Origin of the sequence: Tabrizicola caldifontis, assembly GCF_004762095.1 — a bacterium.
Taxonomy (GTDB): Bacteria; Pseudomonadota; Alphaproteobacteria; order Rhodobacterales; family Rhodobacteraceae; genus Tabrizicola; species Tabrizicola caldifontis.
In genome coordinates this window covers 147736-166857 of sequence record NZ_SIJH01000004.1, presented here as the reverse complement: position 1 = coordinate 166857, position 19122 = coordinate 147736, and the positions used below count along the sequence as shown (strand labels likewise).

Annotated in this window: 22 protein-coding genes; 11 read left to right on the top strand and 11 right to left on the bottom strand. The window is 65.1% G+C overall.

What is annotated here, in order from left to right; genetic code table 11:
- Window positions 1-34 precede the first annotated feature (34 nt).
- The 3 genes from EYB42_RS04810 to EYB42_RS04800 all read left to right on the top strand — a co-directional run bounded on the left by EYB42_RS04810 (window position 35) and on the right by EYB42_RS04800 (window position 3353).
- Window positions 35-616 (top strand): DUF924 family protein, encoded by a 582-nt coding sequence (locus tag EYB42_RS04810; protein ID WP_135448720.1) that lies wholly within the window; start codon window positions 35-37, stop codon window positions 614-616.
- Between the two features lie 76 nt (window positions 617-692).
- A complete protein-coding gene (gene lpdA / locus EYB42_RS04805) occupies window positions 693-2090 on the top strand; it encodes a dihydrolipoyl dehydrogenase (RefSeq protein ID WP_135448719.1) in 1398 nt (465 codons plus the stop codon).
- A gap of 126 nt (window positions 2091-2216) precedes the next feature.
- The gene (locus EYB42_RS04800) at window positions 2217-3353 is read left to right on the top strand and encodes an MFS transporter (RefSeq protein WP_240783964.1); all 1137 of its coding nucleotides are present in this window, start codon (window positions 2217-2219) and stop codon (window positions 3351-3353) included.
- Window positions 3354-3360: 7 nt separating this feature from the next.
- Here EYB42_RS04800 and EYB42_RS04795 read toward each other — a convergent pair whose 3' ends face one another.
- Window positions 3361-3720, bottom strand: a complete 360-nt coding sequence (locus EYB42_RS04795) for a rhodanese-like domain-containing protein (RefSeq protein WP_167850925.1) — start codon at window positions 3718-3720, stop codon at window positions 3361-3363.
- A 157-nt stretch (window positions 3721-3877) separates the two neighbouring features.
- Between EYB42_RS04795 and uvrA the strand changes: the two genes are divergently transcribed.
- On the top strand, window positions 3878-6742 hold the full coding sequence (gene uvrA / locus EYB42_RS04790) for an excinuclease ABC subunit UvrA (protein WP_135448716.1): 2865 nt from the start codon (window positions 3878-3880) through the stop codon (window positions 6740-6742).
- Between the two features lies 1 nt (window position 6743).
- On the opposite strand, the gene EYB42_RS04785 is transcribed toward uvrA, so the two are convergent.
- Window positions 6744-7094: an excinuclease ABC subunit A gene (locus EYB42_RS04785; RefSeq protein ID WP_135448715.1), complete on the bottom strand. Its 351-nt coding sequence runs from the start codon at window positions 7092-7094 to the stop codon at window positions 6744-6746.
- Window positions 7095-7264: 170 nt separating this feature from the next.
- Complete coding sequence (locus tag EYB42_RS04780; RefSeq protein ID WP_135448714.1) at window positions 7265-8764, bottom strand: CoA-acylating methylmalonate-semialdehyde dehydrogenase; 1500 nt, start codon at window positions 8762-8764, stop codon at window positions 7265-7267.
- Between the two features lie 93 nt (window positions 8765-8857).
- On the opposite strand from EYB42_RS04780, the gene EYB42_RS04775 reads away from it, so the two are divergent.
- From EYB42_RS04775 to coaD, 3 genes are all read left to right on the top strand, one after another.
- Window positions 8858-9766: a LysR family transcriptional regulator gene (locus EYB42_RS04775; RefSeq protein WP_135448713.1), complete on the top strand. Its 909-nt coding sequence runs from the start codon at window positions 8858-8860 to the stop codon at window positions 9764-9766.
- Between the two features lie 56 nt (window positions 9767-9822).
- Window positions 9823-10257 (top strand): CBS domain-containing protein, encoded by a 435-nt coding sequence (locus tag EYB42_RS04770; protein WP_135448712.1) that lies wholly within the window; start codon window positions 9823-9825, stop codon window positions 10255-10257.
- Window positions 10258-10400: 143 nt separating this feature from the next.
- A complete protein-coding gene (coaD, locus tag EYB42_RS04765; RefSeq protein WP_135448711.1) occupies window positions 10401-10892 on the top strand; it encodes a pantetheine-phosphate adenylyltransferase in 492 nt (163 codons plus the stop codon).
- A gap of 65 nt (window positions 10893-10957) precedes the next feature.
- On the opposite strand, the gene EYB42_RS17270 is transcribed toward coaD, so the two are convergent.
- The 4 genes from EYB42_RS17270 to gap (EYB42_RS04755) form a co-directional block, all read right to left on the bottom strand.
- Window positions 10958-11128 (bottom strand): hypothetical protein, encoded by a 171-nt coding sequence (locus EYB42_RS17270; protein WP_167850924.1) that lies wholly within the window; start codon window positions 11126-11128, stop codon window positions 10958-10960.
- Between the two features lie 173 nt (window positions 11129-11301).
- Window positions 11302-12303 (bottom strand): type I glyceraldehyde-3-phosphate dehydrogenase, encoded by a 1002-nt coding sequence (gene gap / locus EYB42_RS04760; RefSeq protein ID WP_135448710.1) that lies wholly within the window; start codon window positions 12301-12303, stop codon window positions 11302-11304.
- Window positions 12304-12406: 103 nt separating this feature from the next.
- Window positions 12407-12550: a hypothetical protein gene (locus EYB42_RS17265; RefSeq protein ID WP_167850923.1), complete on the bottom strand. Its 144-nt coding sequence runs from the start codon at window positions 12548-12550 to the stop codon at window positions 12407-12409.
- A gap of 34 nt (window positions 12551-12584) precedes the next feature.
- Window positions 12585-13586, bottom strand: a complete 1002-nt coding sequence (gene gap, locus EYB42_RS04755; protein ID WP_135448709.1) for a type I glyceraldehyde-3-phosphate dehydrogenase — start codon at window positions 13584-13586, stop codon at window positions 12585-12587.
- A gap of 188 nt (window positions 13587-13774) precedes the next feature.
- Between gap (EYB42_RS04755) and EYB42_RS04750 the strand changes: the two genes are divergently transcribed.
- Window positions 13775-14749, top strand: a complete 975-nt coding sequence (locus tag EYB42_RS04750; protein WP_135448708.1) for a DUF808 domain-containing protein — start codon at window positions 13775-13777, stop codon at window positions 14747-14749.
- Window positions 14750-14821: 72 nt separating this feature from the next.
- Here the strand turns inward: EYB42_RS04750 and tkt are convergent, their stop codons facing one another.
- Window positions 14822-16837, bottom strand: a complete 2016-nt coding sequence (gene tkt / locus EYB42_RS04745) for a transketolase (RefSeq protein ID WP_135448707.1) — start codon at window positions 16835-16837, stop codon at window positions 14822-14824.
- Between the two features lie 212 nt (window positions 16838-17049).
- Between tkt and EYB42_RS04740 the strand changes: the two genes are divergently transcribed.
- The 3 genes from EYB42_RS04740 to EYB42_RS04730 are packed head-to-tail and all read left to right on the top strand — an operon-like array spanning window position 17050 to window position 18222.
- On the top strand, window positions 17050-17556 hold the full coding sequence (locus tag EYB42_RS04740) for a hypothetical protein (protein WP_135448706.1): 507 nt from the start codon (window positions 17050-17052) through the stop codon (window positions 17554-17556).
- Window positions 17543-17908 carry a cell division protein ZapA gene (locus EYB42_RS04735; protein ID WP_135448705.1) on the top strand — a complete coding sequence of 122 codons (366 nt, stop codon included), beginning with the start codon at window positions 17543-17545 and terminating at the stop codon, window positions 17906-17908. The genes EYB42_RS04740 and EYB42_RS04735 overlap by 14 nt, the downstream gene beginning before the upstream one ends.
- On the top strand, window positions 17905-18222 hold the full coding sequence (locus EYB42_RS04730) for an MliC family protein (protein ID WP_135448704.1): 318 nt from the start codon (window positions 17905-17907) through the stop codon (window positions 18220-18222). Before EYB42_RS04735 ends, EYB42_RS04730 begins: the two co-directional genes overlap by 4 nt.
- 44 nt (window positions 18223-18266) lie before the next feature.
- Here the strand turns inward: EYB42_RS04730 and grxD are convergent, their stop codons facing one another.
- From grxD to EYB42_RS04715, 3 genes are read right to left on the bottom strand one after another with little or no spacing between them, the layout of a single operon-like run.
- Window positions 18267-18626: a Grx4 family monothiol glutaredoxin gene (grxD, locus tag EYB42_RS04725; RefSeq protein ID WP_135448703.1), complete on the bottom strand. Its 360-nt coding sequence runs from the start codon at window positions 18624-18626 to the stop codon at window positions 18267-18269.
- On the bottom strand, window positions 18623-18862 hold the full coding sequence (locus EYB42_RS04720; RefSeq protein WP_135448702.1) for a hypothetical protein: 240 nt from the start codon (window positions 18860-18862) through the stop codon (window positions 18623-18625). Before EYB42_RS04720 ends, grxD begins: the two co-directional genes overlap by 4 nt.
- Window position 18863: 1 nt before the next feature.
- Entirely contained in the window at window positions 18864-19100 is a 237-nt protein-coding gene (locus EYB42_RS04715) for a BolA/IbaG family iron-sulfur metabolism protein (RefSeq protein WP_135448701.1), read from the bottom strand.
- Window positions 19101-19122 lie beyond the last annotated feature (22 nt).

The following is a 19122-nucleotide window of genomic DNA, read 5'->3' as shown; positions in this document are numbered from 1 at the left end:
TCCCTGCAAGGCTTGCCGCAGCACGGAGGCGCCCATGTCGGACCCGATCGAGGTTCTGGAGTTCTGGCTGCACGAGATCGGACCGGAGGGCTGGTATTCCGGCGGGGAAGATATTGACCTGGCCTGCACCCGCTTTGCTGGTCTCTGGCAGGCAGCGCGTGACGGCGGGCTCGAGCACTGGGCCGAAGGGACGGTCGGCACGCTTGCCTACCTGATCCTGACCGACCAGATCCCGCGCAACATCCATCGTGGCACCGCGCTGGCCTTCGCAACCGACCCGCAGGCCCGCGCCGCCGCCCGCAAGGCGCTGGAGGCCGGCTGGGACATGAATGCCCCCGAACCTGAACGCCAGTTCTTCTACATGCCCTTCGAGCATTCCGAGGATCCGGCCGACCAGGAGCTGGCGGTGAATTACCTGACCGAGCGGGTGGCCTCGGACCCGGAAATGGCGCTGCACGCCCGCGCGCATCAGGAGGTGATCGCCCGCTTTGGCCGGTTTCCCACCCGCAACGAGGCGCTGGGGAGGACCAGCACACCGGAAGAGCAGGCCTATCTCGATCAGGGCGGTTACATGGCCGTGGTCAAACGGCTGAAAAGCCATGCGCCCGATGCATAGGGCCACGGCAACCCCAGCGTTGCCTGGGGTTTCAAGATAGTTTAATGGCAAACTACTTTTTCTGGAGGAGGGAAAGATGGCTGCCCAAAGCTTCGACGTGATCGTGATCGGCGCCGGACCGGGGGGCTATGTCGCCGCCATCCGCGCCAGCCAGCTGGGCCTCAAGGTCGCCATCGTCGAACGCGAACACCTGGGCGGCATCTGCCTGAACTGGGGCTGCATCCCGACGAAGGCGCTTCTGCGCAGCGCTGAGGTCTTCCACCTGATGCACCGCGCCAAGGAATTCGGTCTGAAGGCGGACGCGATCGGCTATGACCTGCCCGCCGTCGTCGCGCGCAGCCGCGCGGTGGCAAAGCAGCTTTCGGGCGGGATCGGCCACCTGATGAAGAAGAACAAGGTCACGGTGTTCATGGGCACCGCGACCCTGCCCAAGGCCGGGACCGTCTCGGTCAAGACCGACAAGGGCACCGAGGAGTTGACGGCGAAGCACATCATCCTTGCCACCGGCGCTCGCGCGCGCGAACTGCCGGGGCTCGAGGCCGACGGCGATCTGGTCTGGTCCTACAAGCACGCACTGGTCGCCAGCAGGATGCCGAAGAAGCTTCTGGTCATCGGCTCGGGCGCGATCGGGATCGAATTCGCCAGCTTCTTCAACACGCTGGGCGCGGACACCACCGTGGTCGAGGTAATGGACCGCATCCTTCCCGTGGAAGACGCCGAGATCAGCGCCTTCGCCAAGAAGCAGTTCGTCAAGCAGGGCATGAAGATCCTGGAAAAGGCCGCGGTCAAGAAGCTCGACCGCCATCCCGGCAAGGGCGTGACCGCCCATATCGAACAGGACGGCAAGATCACCACGCAGGACTTCGACACCGTCATCTCGGCCGTGGGCATCGTCGGCAACGTGGAAAACCTCGGGCTCGAGGCGCTGGGGGTGAAGATCGACCGCACCCATGTGGTGACGGACGAATACTGCCGCACCGGGGTTCCCGGGCTTTACGCCATTGGCGACATCGCCGGCGCGCCCTGGCTGGCGCACAAGGCCAGCCACGAGGGCGTGATGGTTGCCGAACTGATCGCGGGCGGCCATCCGCACCCGATCAAGCCGAACTCCATCGCCGGCTGCACCTATTGCCACCCGCAGGTGGCCTCGGTCGGCCTGACCGAGCAGAAGGCGAAAGACGCGGGCTACACGGTCAAGGTCGGCCGCTTCCCCTTCATCGGCAACGGCAAGGCCATCGCGCTGGGGGAACCCGAGGGCATGGTGAAAACCGTGTTCGACGCAAGGACGGGTGAGCTTCTCGGCGCCCACATGGTCGGCGCCGAAGTGACCGAGCTGATCCAGGGCTATGTCATCGGCCGCACGCTGGAGACGACCGAAGTCGAGCTGATGAACACCGTCTTCCCGCACCCGACCCTGTCCGAGATGATGCACGAAGCCGTGCTAGATGCCTACGGACGTGCGCTGCATTTCTGATCGCGGCAGGGTTTGCCTGTTCGCACGACTTCCTCTTCGCGTCGGTGTACTGCGGCGCGAACTCATGAAGTCATCGACGAGCTACCCCGGCCGCGCTATCCCTCGATGATGCGCAGCCTTTCCCCCATGTTTCTGGTCCTGCTCTTGTGGTGCGCCGGCCTTGGCGCAGCGGCCCAGTTCGGCAAGATCTCGATCCTCTACGAGACCCTGCGCACCACCTACGGCGGCGGGGGAGAAGTCGCGCTTGGCCTTGTCGTGTCGATCGTCGGCATGGTCGGGTTGATCTTCGGCACCACCGCCGGCCTTCTGGTCGCCCGGATCGGCCCACGCCGGGCCATTGTCGCGGCGCTGGCGGCGGGGGCGGCGATGTCGGCGCTGCAAGCCCTGCTGCCGCCCTATCCGCTGATGCTGGCCAGCCGCATCGTGGAAGGGGCGAGCCACCTCGCCATCGTCGTCGTCGGCCCGACGATGATCGCTACGCTTGCCCCCGAACATCGCCGGCCGCTGGCGATGACGCTCTGGTCGTCGTTCTTCGGGGTGACCTACACGATCCTGGCGCTGATCGGCCCCCATGCCGGCCCGACCGGGCTTTTCCTCGGCCACGCCGCCTGGATGGGCGCGCTGGCCGCGATCCTCGCCCTGACCCTGCCGCCCGACCCACGGGGCCATGCGCTGCCGATGGACAACCTTCTGGCCCAGCACGCCCGGATCTACGCCTCGCCCCGCCTTGCCGCCCCGGCGATGGGGTTCTGCTGCTATACCTTCCTTTACGTCGCCGTCCTGACCCTGCTGCCGCCCGAAACCCCCGCGACGCACCGCGCGCTGATCGCGGCGGGGATGCCGCTGGTCTCGATCGCGGTCTCGCTGACGCTGGGGGTCTGGCTGCTGGGGCGGATGAGCGCGGTTGCGCTGGTGCAGACCGGCTATGCCGTAGCGATCCCCGGCTTCCTGATCCTCTGGGTCTTCTGGGGGCAGGGGGCCGGGATGGTGGCGGGGGGCTTCCTGCTTTCGGCCGCGCTCGGCATCGTGCAGGGGGCGAGCTTTGCCGCGATCCCCGAGCTGAACGCCAGCCCCGACGACCGCGCCCGCGCCGCCGGGGCGGTGGCGCAGCTGGGCAATCTGGGCACGACGACGGGCACGCCGGTCCTGGCCGCGCTGCTGGCCAACGCCGGGCCGGCCGGGCTGACCGCCGCGGCCGTCACGCTTTCGGCGCTGGGGCTTGCCATTCACGCCGTGCAGAAGGCCCGGCGCGCGCGGCTCTGACCCGGGATCAGTAGGCGACGACCCGGCCGCCGCCCGCCGCCCAGTCGCGCAGGCCGCCAAGGTTGGTGACCGGGCCATAGCCCAGCCGCTTCAGCAGATCGGCCGCCGAGGCCGACCGCCCGCCCGAGGCGCAATAGACCGCGATCGGCAGCCCTTGCGGCACTTCGCAGCCCGGCTGGCGCGGGTCGGCCTTCAGCGGCAGCAGTGACAGCGGGATCACCCGCGCCCCCTGGGCCACGCCGGAGGCCCTCGCCTCGGCGAACTCGCGCACGTCGATCAGCACCATCCGTTCCGAGGCGACCTCGCGGGCAATTTCAGCAATGTCGATGCGCTGCGCGCCAGCGCCAGTGGGGAAGAAGGAGAACATGGAAAACCTCTCGTTTGGGTTTACACCTATATACATTAAAAGATGACAATGTAAACCCCTTCCCGCGATTTTCGCTGTTCGCTATATGTTCACTTTTTCCGGTTGGAGACTCGGCCAAACCGTCCTATGTCTTGCGCCTGCACCTATGGGGCCGGCCATGGCGGAACAGAAGTTCATCGAAGTGCGCGGCGCGCGCGAGCACAACCTCAAGGGCGTGGATGTCGATATTCCGCGCGACAAGCTGGTGGTTATCACCGGGCTGTCGGGGTCGGGCAAGTCGAGCCTGGCCTTCGACACGATCTATGCCGAAGGTCAGCGGCGCTATGTCGAATCGCTTTCGGCTTATGCCCGGCAGTTCCTGGACATGATGGGCAAGCCGGATGTGGACCATATTTCGGGCCTGTCGCCGGCAATAAGCATCGAACAGAAGACGACCTCGAAGAACCCGCGTTCGACTGTCGGCACGGTGACGGAAATCTACGACTACCTGCGCCTGCTGTTCGCCCGGGTCGGCACGCCCTACAGCCCGGCCACCGGCCTGCCGATCACCGCGATGCAGGTGCAGGACATGGTCGATGCCGTGATGGCGATGGAGGAGGGGACGCGCGCCTATCTGCTGGCCCCGATCGTGCGCGACCGCAAGGGCGAATACCGCAAGGAATTCCTGGAGTTGCGCAAGCAAGGCTTCCAGCGCGTCAAGGTCGATGGCGCCTTTTACGAGCTGGAGGAACCGCCCACGCTGGACAAGAAGCTTCGCCATGACATCGACGTGGTGGTGGACCGGATCGTGGTGCGGGATGGCATCCAGACCCGGCTTGCCGACAGTTTCCGCACCGCGCTGAACCTGGCCGACGGGATCGCGGTGATCGAACTCGCCGACGTCAAGGAGGGCGAGGCGCCCACCCGCATCACCTATTCCGAGAAATTCGCCTGCCCGGTCTCGGGCTTCACCATCGCCGAGATCGAGCCGCGGCTGTTCAGCTTCAACGCCCCCTTCGGCGCCTGCCCCGCCTGCGACGGGCTGGGGGTGGAGCTGTTCTTCGACGAACGCCTCATCGTCCCCGACCAGAACCTGACGCTGCTGCAAGGCGCCATCGCGCCCTGGGCCAAGTCGAAATCGCCCTATCTGACCCAGACGATGGAGGCCCTGGCCAAGCACTACGGCTTCAACCTCAAGGCCAGATGGAAGGACCTGCCGGAGAACATCAAGGAATTGTTCCTGCGCGGGTCCAAGGGCGAGGAGATCGAGTTCCGCTATGACGAGGGCGGGCGGGTCTATCAGGTGAAGCGCGTCTATGAGGGGATCATCCCCAACATGGAACGCCGCTACCGCGAGACCGACAGCGCCTGGTCGCGCGAGGAGATGGAGCGCTACCAGTCCAACCGCGCCTGCGGCGCCTGCGGCGGCTACAGGCTGAAGCCCGAGGCGCTGGCGGTCAAGATCGCCGGTCTGCACATTGGCCAGGTGGTCGAAATGTCGATCACCGAGGCCTTCGCCTGGGTCGAGGGCGTGGCCGAGACGCTGACGAAACAGCAGAACGAGATCGCGCGGGCGATTCTGAAGGAAATCCGCGAACGCCTTGGATTCCTTGTGAATGTCGGCCTGAACTACCTGACGATGAGCCGTGCCGCCGGCACCCTGTCGGGTGGGGAATCGCAGCGGATCCGGCTGGCCAGCCAGATCGGCTCGGGCCTGACGGGGGTCCTTTATGTTCTGGACGAACCCTCCATCGGCCTGCATCAGCGCGACAACGACCGGCTTCTGACCACGCTGAAGAACCTGCGCGATGCGGGCAATACGGTACTGGTCGTCGAACATGACGAAGACGCGATCCGCGAGGCCGACTATGTCTTCGACATGGGGCCGGGGGCGGGGGTGCACGGCGGCCGCGTGGTCAGCCACGGCACGCCCGCACAGGTGGCCGCCGATCCGACCAGTCTGACAGGCCAGTATCTTTCCGGCGCGCGCGAGATTGCGGTGCCGAAGACCCGGCGCAAGGGGAACGGCAAGGTGTTGACCGTGGTGGGCGCCACGGGGAACAACCTGAAGAACGTCACCGTCGATTTCCCGCTGGGCAAGTTCATCTGCGTCACCGGCGTCTCGGGCGGGGGCAAGTCCTCGCTCACCATCGAGACCCTGTTCAAGACCGCCGCGATGCGCCTGAACGGGGCGCATGAGACGCCGGCACCCTGCGAGACGATCAGGGGCTTCGAACACCTCGACAAGGTCATCGACATCGACCAGCGGCCGATCGGGCGCACGCCGCGCTCGAACCCGGCGACCTATACCGGGGCCTTCACGCCCATCCGCGACTGGTTCGCCGGCCTGCCGGAATCCAAGGCGCGCGGCTACGGGCCGGGGCGGTTCAGCTTCAACGTCAAGGGCGGCCGCTGCGAGGCCTGCCAGGGCGACGGTGTTCTCAAGATCGAGATGAACTTCCTGCCGGATGTCTATGTCACCTGCGAGACCTGCAAGGGCCAGCGCTACAATCGCGAGACGCTGGAAATCAGGTTCAAGAACAAGAGCATTGCTGATGTTCTTGACATGACGTGCGAAGATGCCCGCGCCTTCTTCCAGGCGGTCCCCGCCATCCGCGAGAAGATGGACGCGCTCTGCGAGGTGGGCCTTGGCTACATCAAGGTCGGCCAGCAGGCGACGACGCTGTCAGGCGGCGAGGCGCAGCGTGTGAAGCTGTCGAAGGAACTCAGCCGCCGGGCAACGGGTCGGACGCTCTACATCCTCGACGAGCCGACCACGGGCCTGCATTTCGAGGATGTGCGCAAGCTTCTGGAAGTGCTGCATTCCCTTGTGGATCAGGGCAATACGGTCGTGGTGATCGAGCACAACCTTGATGTGGTCAAGACCGCCGACTGGGTGATCGACATCGGGCCCGAGGGTGGCGACGGCGGGGGCGAGATCGTAGCCACCGGCACGCCCGAGGACATCGTGAAGGTGGCTGCCAGCCATACTGGCCGATATCTGAAGGATCTTCTGCGCCCGCGTCGTGTCGCGGCGGAATAGGTCAGTTCAGGGCGCGGTCCAGAATCCGGATAGCTTCGATCACTGTCAGCGTATCGCGCGCGACCCTGAGGATCTGGTTGTCGATGCGCAGGTAAGTGCTGCCATCGCGATAGTCCCGAAGGGCAAGGCGTTCCCAGTCGGCGCGCGGAATCAGGACGTAGTCGCCATAGATCGGCTCTCCGTAATGCCAGGACTTGCGGTGCTTTTTCTTGGCTTGGCCGGGGGGAACGCAGGGAACTGCCTTCTTTGCCAGCCCCGGCGGGCAATGCCTGGGCTCTGCTGCGGCGGGAAGGGTTCCCAGAAGGCAACCCGCAGTCAGGGCGGCGGTCAGGATCAGGGTCAGTCTGGGCATGTCTTGCATCTCTGCGTTGCCGGGACGGTCTGCCGTATTTCCGCACCAAGGTCGATGGCGCATTGCGATGACGGACGGCGACCGGCAGATCCTTGCCGGCAGAAGTTCAAAGCAAAAGGGGGGGCGCCGGAACTGCCTGCGCCCCCTGCCGGTTTCAGACTGCGATCTGCCTAGTCCAGAGCCTTGAAGTTCAGGCTTGCACCTTCCTTGATGCCGCTGAACCAGCGGGCGGTCACGGTCTTGGTCTTGGTGTAGAAGCGGAAGGCGTCAGGCCCGTACTGGTTCAGGTCGCCGAAGGCCGACTTCTTCCATCCGCCGAAGCTGAAGTAGGACAGCGGCACCGGGATCGGGAAGTTGATGCCGACCATCCCGACGTTGACACGCGAGGCGAAGTCGCGCGCGGTGTCGCCGTCGGCGGTGAAGATCGCGGTGCCATTGCCGTAGTCGTTGTCCATCACCAGCTTCAGCGCGTCGTCGTAGGATCTTGCGCGGACGGTGGACAGGACCGGCCCGAAGATTTCCTGCTTGTAGATGTCCATGTCGGGCGTCACATGGTCAAACAGCGTGGCGCCCACGAAGAAGCCGTTCTCGTAGCCCTGAATCTTCAGCCCGCGGCCATCGACCACCAGCTTGGCGCCCTGTGCCACGCCGCTGTCGATCAGGCCTTTCACGCGCTCTTGCGCCTGGCGGGTGATCAGCGGCCCAAAATCAACATCGTTTCCAGCGGTATAGGGGCCGACCTTCAACTTTTCGATCCGCGGGATCAGGCGTTCGATCAGCGCATCGGCCGTCTTTTCGCCCACCGGCACCGCAACCGAGATCGCCATGCAGCGTTCGCCCGCCGCGCCGTAGCCCGCGCCAACCAGCGCATCGGCCGCCTTGTCCAGATCGGCATCGGGCATGATGATCATGTGGTTTTTCGCACCGCCGAAGCACTGCGCGCGCTTGCCGTTTGTCGCGGCGCGGCCATAGATGTATTGCGCGATCGGGGTCGATCCGACGAAGCCCACGCCCTGGATTACCGGATGGTCAAGAATGCCGTCCACCACTTCCTTGTCGCCGTTGACCACCTGAAGCACACCATCCGGCAGCCCCGCCTCTTGCAGAAGCTGCGCAAGATACAGCGAGGTCGAGGGCACACGTTCGCTGGGTTTCAGGATCATCGCGTTCCCGCAGGAAAGCGCCGGGGCCATCTTCCACAGCGGGATCATGGCCGGGAAGTTGAAGGGCGTGATGCCTGCGACGACGCCCAGCGGCTGGCGCATGGCGTAAAGGTCGATGCCAGGGCCGGCCGAGTCCATGTATTCGCCCTTCAGCATTGCCGGCGCACCCATGCAGACCTCGACGACCTCGAGGCCCCGCTGCACGTCGCCCCTGGCATCGGGGAGGGTCTTGCCATGTTCGCGTGCGACCATTTCGGCCAGCTTGTCCATGTCGCGGTTGATCAGCTGGCCAAAGGCCATCATCACCCGCGCGCGACGCTGCGGGTTGGTCGCGGCCCATGCCGCCTGGGCCTTCGCGGCCTCGCGGATCGCGTGGTCAAGTTCCGCCGTGGTCGCCAGCGCGACGCGGGCCTGCACTTCGCCGGTGGCGGGGTTCATCACTTCGGCAAAGCGGCCGGAGGTTCCGGGGACAAGCTTGCCGTTAATCCAGTGACCGATCTCTTGCATGGTATCCTCCCGAATGAGCTGAGGCGCTTTTACTCTTGCGGAAACGCCAGACAAAGAAGCAATCTGCCAAAAGGGTCTTGCAGGAATGCATGAATGGACTGGGACGATCTGCGCGTCTTTCTGGCGGTGGCGCGGACAGAAAGCCTTTCGGCGGCCGCCAAGCGGCTGAAGATCGACCCGGCCACGGTCGGACGCCGCATCGCCCGTCTGGAGGAGGCGACGCGCGCGCGTCTGTTCACCAAATCTCCCCAAGGCTATGCTCTCACCGAAGAGGGTGCGCGGCTTTTCCCTCACGCCGAAGCGGCCGAGCACGCCGCACTGGGGGCACAGGAAAGCCTGTCCGGCCCCGGTGGGCTGACCGGCCTGGTCCGCATCGGGGCGCCGGATGGCTGCGCGAACTATCTGCTGCCGCAGATCCTGGCGCGGATCTGCGACGCGAACCCCGGACTGGAGGTGCAGATCGTCGCGCTGCCCCGCGTGTTCAACCTGTCGAAGCGCGAGGCCGACATGGCAATCGCCGTCTCGCGCCCCGAGGCCGGGCGGCTGACTGTGCAAAAGCTGACCGATTACCGGCTGCATCTGGCCGCCAGCCGCAACTATCTGGCGACGCATCCGCCGATCCGTGTGCCGGCGGATCTGACCGGGCACCGGGTGGTGGGTTACATCCCCGACATGATCTTTGACAAGGAACTGGACTATCTGGCCGAAATCGGGATCGGTCCGGCCAGTCTGACATCGAATTCGGTCTCGGTTCAGCTGAACTGGCTGCGGCACGGGGCGGGGATCGGGGTGGTGCATGACTTTGCGTTGCCCGCCGCCCCTGGCCTGACCCGCATCCTGACCGACCGGATCAGCCTGACGCGGGCCTTCTGGCTGATCCGTCACGAAAGCGACGCGCGGCTGGACAGGCTGAACCGTTTTGCCGACCAGCTGGTCCGCGAGGCGCGGGCCGAGATGGCGCGGCTGGAAGCGGCACTGGCGCAAGCCGAACAGCAGGCTTGACAGAATCCCCGTTGCGGTCCGACCCTTGTCGTCCGGTCAGGAGGAGGGGCCGTCCCATGCTCGTTCAGCAGATCCTCAAGTCCAAGGGTGACGATGGCGTGGTCACCGTGCCGCCCGGCACCAGCGTTCTGAAAACTGCCGAGCTTCTGTCGGCCCGCCGCATCGGGGCGGTCATCGTATCGGCCGACGGCAAGCGCGCACAGGGCATTGTGTCGGAACGCGACATCGTGCGCGAAATCGGGCGGCGCGGTCCGGCCTGCCTGTCGGAGCCGGTGGAATCGCTTATGACCGCGAAGATCGTTTCCTGCACCCGCGGCGAAAGCACCGACGAAGTGCTGGGCCGGATGACCGACGGTCGTTTTCGTCACATGCCGGTGGTCGAGGGCGACGAGATGATCGGCCTGATCTCGATCGGTGATGTGGTGAAGGCGCGTCTGATGGAGCTTGCGGCCGAAAAGGACGCGCTGGAAGGGATGATCAAGGGGTTCTGAGCGCCCGCGTTCATCTGTCTGGCCGGATCCCGGGTTGGGGCGCAGTGGCGTGTGCCCGCAGGCAAGCGACAGCTTTCCGCTTGCACAGGTTGGCGCAATATTGTTGCGTGCGCGGGCAGAGACAGGGCAGGGGGCAGCTGGCCATGCGCATCGGGCTTTATCCGGGAACCTTCGATCCGATCACGCTGGGCCATGTGGACATCATCCAGCGCGCGATGGCACTGGTCGACCGGCTGGTGATCGGTGTGGCGATCAACCGGGACAAGGGGCCGTTGTTCACCCTGGAAGAGCGTGTGGCGATGGTCGATGCCGAATGCCGCGCGATCGCGTCCCGAACCGGCGGCGAGATCGTGGTGCATCCGTTCGAGAACCTGCTGATCGACTGCGCGCGTGATGTGGGTGCGGGCATCATCATCCGCGGCCTGCGGGCTGTTGCGGATTTCGAGTATGAATTCCAGATGGTCGGCATGAACCGGGCGCTGGATTCCAGCATCGAGACCGTCTTCATGATGGCCGATGCCCGGCGGCAGGCGATTGCCTCGAAACTGGTGAAGGAAATTGCGCGGCTTGGCGGCAATGTCTCGAGTTTCGTGCCGGAACCTGTCGTAGCGGCGCTGCAACGGAAATTCGGCTGAGGCGCGATCGGATTTCGGAAACGCAAGAGGGGCCCGAAGGCCCCGCGTCTGGACTGGTCAGGGTGTCATGCGGCTTTGCCGTAGACCGCCTCGCGGGCAATCCTCTCGGCGTCGCCGGGGTAGATCCCCAGGTCCAGGGCCACATTCAGCGGCAGGTTCGCGATCTCGTCGCGGGTCTGCCGATAGCGCGCGTAATTCGCGGCAGCGGTCTTCAGCATGTCGATCACGGCAATCATCTCTTCATCCTTTCGTGCGGGGGTCTGCTTGTCCTCCTCGCATGGTCAGTATGTGGGGATGATGTTAGCGCCAACAACGGCCAATGCTGCGATGCGGCTATGCGTCGGTCGCATGGCTTGCGCAAAAATGAAGGGGCGCCCGAAGGCGCCCCCAAATACCGGATCGCAAGAGATCAGAGCAGTCTGCCCATCGCCACGGCCGTATCGGCCATGCGGTTCGAGAAGCCCCATTCGTTATCATACCAGGACAGGATCGACACGAAGGTGCCGTCCATGACCTTGGTCTGATCCATGTGGAACACCGATGAATGCGGGTCGTGGTTGAAGTCGGACGACACGAGCTTTTCGTTGGTATAGCCGAGGATCCCCTTCAGCCGCCCCTCGGCCGCTTCCTTGATCGCGGCGTTGACCTCTTCCACGGTAGTCGGACGCTTGGCGATGAACTTCAGGTCCACGACAGACACGTTCGGCGTGGGGACGCGCATCGCAAATCCGTCCAGCTTGCCCTTCAACTCGGGCAGAACCAGACCCACCGCCTTGGCCGCGCCGGTCGATGTGGGAATCATGGACAGCGCCGCAGCACGGGCGCGGTAAAGATCCTTGTGCATCGTGTCCAGCGTCGGCTGGTCACCAGTGTAGCTATGGATCGTGGTCATCATGCCCTTCTCGATCCCGATTGCCTGGTGCAGGACCTGGGCGACAGGGGCAAGGCAGTTCGTGGTGCAGGAAGCGTTCGACACCACGATGTCGTCACTGGTCAGGGTGTCGTGGTTCACGCCATAGACGATGGTCTTGTCCGCCCCGTCGCCAGGCGCCGATATCAGCACCCGCTTTGCGCCGTTTTCCAGATGCGGCTGGCATTTTTCCTTCGAGGTGAAGATGCCCGTGCATTCCATCACGATGTCCACGTCCGACCAGGGCAGGTCGGCGGGGTTCTTCATGGCAGTCACCCGGATCGGGCCGCGGCCCACGTCGATCGTGTCTGTGCCAGTGATCACCGGGGCGGGAAACTTCCCGTGGACCGAGTCGTAGCGCAGAAGATGAGCGTTGGTTTCCACCGGCCCAAGATCGTTGATCGCCACCACCTCGATATCGGTACGCCCCGATTCGATGATGGCGCGCAAGACGTTGCGCCCGATGCGTCCAAACCCGTTGATGCCAACCCTGACCGCCATGTCCTCGTCCTCCGAAGCTCAGATCCATTGCGGCGGTCCCGTGACCGCCCGATAGCGCTAACAAAGCGATATCGCATGGAAATGCAACCTCAGTTTGACGCGGTCAGCGCCAGAAAGCCACCCATTCGATCAGCTCAAGGAACTTGCGCGCCAGGAAGACCAGCGCGGCTGCATCATTGAGGGCCAGGTCGGCGCCGATGCCTGCCAGCAGGACCAGCCCCAGCCACAGCGCGATACGGTTGGTCAAGCCCGCCCCTCCTGCGGGGCCTGCCGCGCCCCGCCTATTGTGCAAGCCGCCCCATGACGCCGGCCACATCGGCCATCCGGCAGGAGAAGCCCCATTCGTTGTCATACCACGCCAGCACGCGAACGGAACGGCCCACGACCTTGGTTTGATCCGGCGCGAAGATCGACGATTGCGGCGTGTGGTTGAAGTCGATCGAGACCTTGGGTTCGGGATCATAGGCCATGACCATGCCCATGTAGCCCTGGCAGGCCTCGCGCACGATCTGGTTCACCTCCTCTGCGGTCACCGACTTCTGTGCAATGAAGGTCAGATCCACGGCGCTGACGTTCGGGGTGGGAACGCGGATCGCGCTGCCGTCCAGCTTGCCCTTCAGCTCCGGCAGAACCTCGCCCAACGCCTTTGCGGCACCGGTCGAGGTCGGGATCATCGCCATGGCAGCGGCACGGGCGCGATACAGATCCTTGTGGCGGCGGTCGAGCGTCGGCTGGTCGCCAGTATAGCTGTGGATCGTGGTCATGATGCCGCTTTCGATGCCGATGGCGTCGTTCAGCACCTTGGCCAGGGGTGCAAGGCAGTTCGTCGTGCAGGATCCGTTCGAAACGACGAGATGTTCCGGCAACAGGCTGCGGTGGTTCACGCCGTAGACCACCGTCATGTCGGCCCGCTTGGCCGGGGCCGAGACCAGAACCCGCTTTGCCCCGCGACCCAGATGCACGGCGGCCTTGTCACGGTCGTTGAACTTGCCGGTGCATTCCAGCACCACGTCCACGCCTTCCCAGTCCAGCTCCTCAGGATTGTAGGTGGACATCACCCGGATCGGCCCGCGACCGAGGTCAAGCCCGCCATCCGTGACCTTCACCACGCCGGGAAAGCGGCCGTGCACGCTGTCGTATTTGAGCAGATGCGCGTTGGTTTCCACCGGGCCGGTCGCGTTGATCGCAACCACCTGCACGTCGTTGCGGTTGGATTCCGCGATATGGGCCAGCGTGCAGCGTCCGATCCTTCCGAAGCCGTTGATGCCGATGGTGATGGTCATGTCGCCCCTCCGGTTCACAGTCTCTGCCGCGCCATAACCGCTACCGCCCGCCCTGCAAAGGCATAAAGCGACACAAAATCATAATGTTAGCGCAATCTTCGCCTGTTTGCGCTAACCTGGGGCGGGGCTTTGCCGAATCCCCCAGTTCCGGGTTACGCGTGAGACCTCAGCCGACGGAGCCGATGCCAATGAGCGGACTGCTTGCCCTTCTTGACGACGTTGCCGCCATCGCCAAGGTGGCGGCGGCCTCGGTGGACGACATCGCCGGTGCGGCGGCCAAGGCGGGGGCAAAGGCCGCGGGCGTGGTGATCGACGATGCGGCGGTCACGCCAAAATACGTCCATGGCTTTTCGGCCGACCGGGAACTGCCGATCATCTGGCGAATTGCGCTTGGTAGTCTGCGCAACAAGCTGCTGATCCTGTTGCCGGGCCTTCTGGCACTGGATGCCTTCCTGCCGCAGGCGATCATCCCCTTGCTGATGCTGGGCGGGGCCTACCTGTGCTTCGAGGGTGCCGAGAAACTGGTTCATGCGCTTGCCCCCCATGCCGACGAGGCAGTGGAGGCCGACTTCGATACGAAGGATCCGGTGCATCTGGAAGAGGACAAGGTGGCCGGCGCAATCAAGACCGATTTCATCCTGTCGGCCGAGATCATGACCATCGCACTGGCTGCCATCGAGGCGCCAAACCTCTGGCTTCAGGCCGCCACGCTGGCGGTGGTGGGCACGCTGATCACGGTCGCGGTCTATGGCGCCGTGGCGCTGATCGTGAAGATGGATGACGTGGGCCTGCACCTGGCTGCCACGGGCCGGACCGGGGCGGGCAGGGCGCTGGGCCGGGGGCTGGTGCTTGGCATGCCGAAGTTGATGGCGCTGCTTTCTGCGGTGGGAACTGCGGCGATGCTGTGGGTCGGGGGTAATATCGTGATCCACGGGCTTGAGGTCACGCATTTCTGGCCTTGGCCCTATCAGACCATTCACCACATCGCCGAGGTCGCCGCCCATGCCGTGCCCGCCGCGCCGGGCGTGGTGGGCTGGCTGACCACCGCCGCGCTGGACGGGGTGTTCGGTCTGGTCCTTGGTGTGCTGCTGATTCCGGTGGCAACGCGGGTGATCGGGCCGATCTGGGCCACGATCACCGTGGGCAAGGCCGGCACGGACTGATCGGTGCGACCTCACCGGGGCGTAGAAGGCAAACCCAGGAATTTTCACCGAGAAATTCCTGGGCTTCCTGGATCAGAGCAGCGTCTTGACCTTCGCTACCGTTGCCTCGGCGGTGATGCCGAACTCGGCGTAAAGCCGCTCCATCGGGGCCGAGGCGCCAAAGGTGGACATGCCGACGAAACCGGCCTTCGCCTCGCGTCCGCGTTCGCCCAGAAGCCAGCGGTCCCAACCCTGCCGGACTCCCGCCTCGACGGCCACGCGGACCGGGCCGGGCGGCAGGATCTTGCGGCGATACGCCTCGTCCTGTTCGGCAAAAAGCTCCATCGAGGGCATCGAGACGACGCGGGTGCCGATGCCTTCTGCCTCGAGCGCCGCACGCGCCTTCAGGGCGATCTCCACCTCCGAACCGGTGGCAATCAGGATCGCCTGGCGTTTGCCTGTGGCCTCGGCCAGCACATAGGCGCCTTTCGAGACCATGTTGGCGTTGGTGTGGGTCTTGCGCACCGCGGGCAGGTTCTGGCGGCTCAGCGCCAGGACCGTGGGCCGGGTCTTCTGGGTCAGCGCGATCTCCCAAGCCTCGGCCACCTCGACCAGATCGGCGGGGCGAATCACCAGCGTGTTGGGCGTCGCCCGGCTGATCGCCAGATGTTCGACCGGCTGGTGGGTCGGCCCGTCCTCGCCCAGACCGATCGAATCATGCGTCATGACATAGACGACCGGAATCCCCATCAGCGCCGAAAGCCGCATCGAAGGCCGGGCATAGTCGGTAAAGCACATGAAGGTGCCGCCATAGGGGCGCACGCCGCCATGCAGCGCCATGCCGTTCATCGCGGCGGCCATGCCGTGTTCGCGGATACCGTAATAGACGTAGCGGCCCTTGCGGTCCTCGGGGGTAAAGACGCCCAGGTCCGGCGTCTTGGTGTTGTTCGACCCCGTCAGGTCGGCCGAGCCGCCGATGGTCTCGGTCATGACCGGATTCACCGCCGTCAGCACCTTTTCCGAGGCCGCGCGGGTGGCCAGTTTCGGCGCATCGGCCACCGCCTGCTTCTTCACCGCCCGGATCGCCGCGCCCAGTTTCGTCGGGGCATCGCCGGCGAAGATGCGGGCGAATTCGGCCTGTTTCGCGGGCGAAAGCGCGGCCAGCCGCGCCTCCCAGTCCGCGCGGGCCTTCGCGCCGCGCGCGCCCAGGCCTTCCCACCACTGCTTGATGTCGGCCGGCACCTCGAAAGGTCCGCCCGGCCAGCCATAGGCGTCCTTGGCCGCCTGCAACTGCGCCTTGTCGGTCAGCGCGCCGTGGCCCTTCGAGGTGTCCTGCGCCGCATGGCCAAGAGCAATATGCGTCCTGCAGGCGACCATCGCGGGGCGAGCGCTGGCCTTGGCTGCCGTCAGCGCCCGGTCGATGTCCACCGGATCATGACCGTCACACTCGAACACGTCCCAGCCCGAGGCGGTGAACCGCGCCTTCTGGTCGGTGATGTCGGCGATCGACACCTTGCCGTCGATGGTGATGCCGTTGTTGTCCCAAAGAACGATCAGGCGGCTCAGTTGCTGCTTGCCCGCAAGGCCGATAGCCTCCTGGCTTACGCCTTCCATCAGGCAGCCGTCGCCGGCGATGACCCAGGTGTAATGGTCCTGGATCTTCGCACCCCAGCGGGCGCGCAGGTGTTCCTCGGCAATCGCAAAGCCCACGGCGTTCGAGATGCCCTGACCCAGCGGGCCGGTTGTTGTCTCTACCCCCGCAGCATGGCCGTATTCCGGGTGTCCCGCCGTGATCGCGCCCCACTGGCGGAAGGCCTTGATCTGATCCAGCGTCATGTCCTCGTAGCCGGTCAGGTACAGGATCGCGTAAAGCAGCATCGAGCCGTGCCCGGCCGACAGGATGAAGCGGTCGCGGTCCGGCCAGCGCGGGGCCTTCGGGTCGAACTTCAGGTGCTTCTCGAACAGCACGGTGGCCACATCGGCCATGCCCATCGGCATGCCCGAGTGGCCCGAATTCGCGGCGGCCACGGCGTCAAGCGCAAGCGCGCGGATCGCGGTGGCGCGCATCCAGTGGTCGGGATGGGTCTGGCGCAGGGTCTGAATGTCCAAGGCGGCGTTCCTTCGGCAAGGGCTGGGCTTGACCTGCGTCCTATCCAGCACGACCGGCAAGATCAAGCTTGGACCCCAAGGCCTTGGGAAGAAAGGCCGGTCGCCTTTCCCGGCTTTCACGTTAAGATCGGTCTTGACCCGCCGCGCCCGATTCGGACATTGGCGGTCAGCGGCCCGGAGCCGGGTCGTGCGCAAGCTGCAAGGGGTAGGGAATGCAGGACATCGCGGAACTGGAACAGCGGATCACCGCTGCGCTGGAACGGATCGGCAAGGGGCTTGACCGGATCCGCGCCGCCCCGCGCGCGCCGGCACCCGCACCAGCCCCTGCCGCAGCCGCCGGTGGCGACGCCGCCCTGCGTGCCCAGCTGGAGGAGGAGAAGGCGCTGAACGCCCAGTTGCAGGAACGTCTGCGCAACCTGAGAGAACGTGAGTCGAAGTCCGACCTGCAGGCCAGGATCGACCGGTTGACCCAGCAGCTGGACGTCCAGGGGCTGGAGTTGCAGCGTCTTCGCCGCACAGCCGCCAATCTGCGCGAGCAGCTTGCGGCCCTGACCGCAGCCCAGGCGGCCGGCGTGACTGAACCTCAGCTGATCAACAAGGCCATGGCGGCAGAGCTGGATGCCCTGCGTGCGCTGCGCCTCAGCGAAATGGCGGAAATGGACGAGATCCTGGCCGCGCTTGAACCGCATCTGATGGAGGCTGGAAATGCCCGAACTTGAGGTGATGATCGGTGGCAAGGGCTTTCAGGTCGCCTGCCAGGCCGGAGAAGAACATTTCCTGCGGTCGGCCGCGGCCATGCTGGACGCCGAGGCTCAGCCGCTGATCGCCCAACTTGGGCGGTTGCCCGAGGCCAAGATGCTGCTGATGGCGGGCCTGATGCTTGCCGACAAGACCGCCGCGGTCGAGGATGAATTGCGTTTGTTGCGCGCCAGGGTGGCCGAACTTGAAGCAAGGCCTGTGGCAACCCGCGACGTGCCCGTGGTGCCGCAGCAGGTGACCGAGACCCTGGCCGAAATCGCCGCGCGGGCCGAGGCGATGGCGGCAAAGGTGGAAGAGCAGGTGCGGGCATGATCCGGCTGTCCCTGATCGCGGCGCTGCTGCCGAGCGCCGTTGCCGCTGCACCGGAGTTCCAGGCAGTCACCTATTTCTGCGACCGCGGGGTGCAGGTACCGGCGACCTATGTCAACATGCCGGAAGGCAGCCTTGTGGTGCTGATGGTCGATGGCCGGCAGATCACACTTGTGGGCGAAGAGGCCGCCTCGGGCGCACGCTACGGATGGCCCTCGGACGGCTCGACCTATGTGTGGTGGACCAAGGGACAGGAAGCCACGCTCTACTGGAAGACGCCCGAGGGCGAGACGCCGATCCTGACCTGCCTGTCCTGAAAGGCGTTTGCAGGGCGGACAAGCTGGCCCGCCCTGCCACGAAGTCATGCGTTGGCTTCGCGGATCTTGTCCGCGGCAGCCTTGTCGAAGGCGATGCCCTTCGATTCCAGAAGCTGGTCAAGTTCGCCCGAAAGGGTCATCTCGGTCACGATGTCGCAACCGCCGACGAATTCGCCCTTCACATAAAGCTGCGGGATCGTTGGCCAGTCGCTGAAGTCCTTGATCCCCTGACGGATTTCGGGGTCGGCCAGCACGTTCACGTCCCGATATTCCACCGACATGTAGTTCAGCACACCCGCCACACGCGACGAAAATCCGCACTGTGGCATCAACTTGGTGCCTTTCATGAACAGCACCACATCGTTGTTCTCGATCAGATCCCTGATCGTCGCTTCCGCGCTCATCGCCCGTTCTCCCGTTCGTCTTCGATGGCGGCATGGTGCCGCCCTGCATCGCGCTGGGCCAAATAGGATGCCATGCGCCGTTCCATTTCCGCAGCTTCGGCCCGCCGCCGTTCGAATTCTTCGTCGCGGGCGGGTGGACCCGCCCGCCGCTTAGACCGGGCCCGGGCCATGGTCACGATGCCGACCAGTGTCATCGCTACCGGGACAAGCCCGCCAAGACCAGAACCCGCGGCCATGTCAGTCAGGCGCCTTGGTGGTCAGCGCCAGCGCATGAAGCTCGCCGTTGGCACCATCCATCTTGCCCTTCAGCGCCGCATAGACCGCGCGCTGCTGCTGAACCCGGTTCATTCCCCGGAAGCTTTCGTCGATCACCTCGGCCGCGAAATGCGCGCCGTCATCGCCCTGGACGCTGATCCTGGCATTCGGAAAGGCTTCCCGGATCAGGGCTTCGATGTCGCGGGCTTCAATGGGCATCGCAGACGCCTCCTTTCTGTCT